Source organism: Pseudoneobacillus rhizolycopersici, assembly GCF_054786815.1.
Genome location: NZ_JBTOOE010000243.1, coordinates 1 through 232, shown reverse-complemented (window position 1 = coordinate 232; position 232 = coordinate 1). Strand labels below are relative to the sequence as shown.

At 34.9% G+C, this 232-nt stretch carries 1 protein-coding gene; it reads right to left on the bottom strand.

All coding sequences use genetic code 11. The annotated features are described in order from the left end of the window. Positions 1-121, bottom strand: a 121-nt coding sequence (locus ACX9YW_RS23600) for a GTP-binding protein (protein ID WP_460351247.1), incomplete at its 3' end; no start/stop codon positions are given. Positions 122-232: the final 111 nt, after the last annotated feature.

The window sequence follows — 232 nt, the reverse complement described above, 5'->3', positions numbered from 1 at the left end:
CTACAACCTGTTCATTTTCGCGGAATATCCCCGACTGTCTCAGCATTGCATCAACAAGTGTAGTCTTCCCATGGTCAACATGGGCGATTATCCCGATATTTCTAATCATATTTCCATTCATAATCTTCTCAATTCCTTTCTAAAAATAAATATCCCCTTATCTAAATAATCTTAGATTTCATCTTCCACCAAAATATTTTTGGGAATATTTAAAACTGGAAGGGGAACTTAA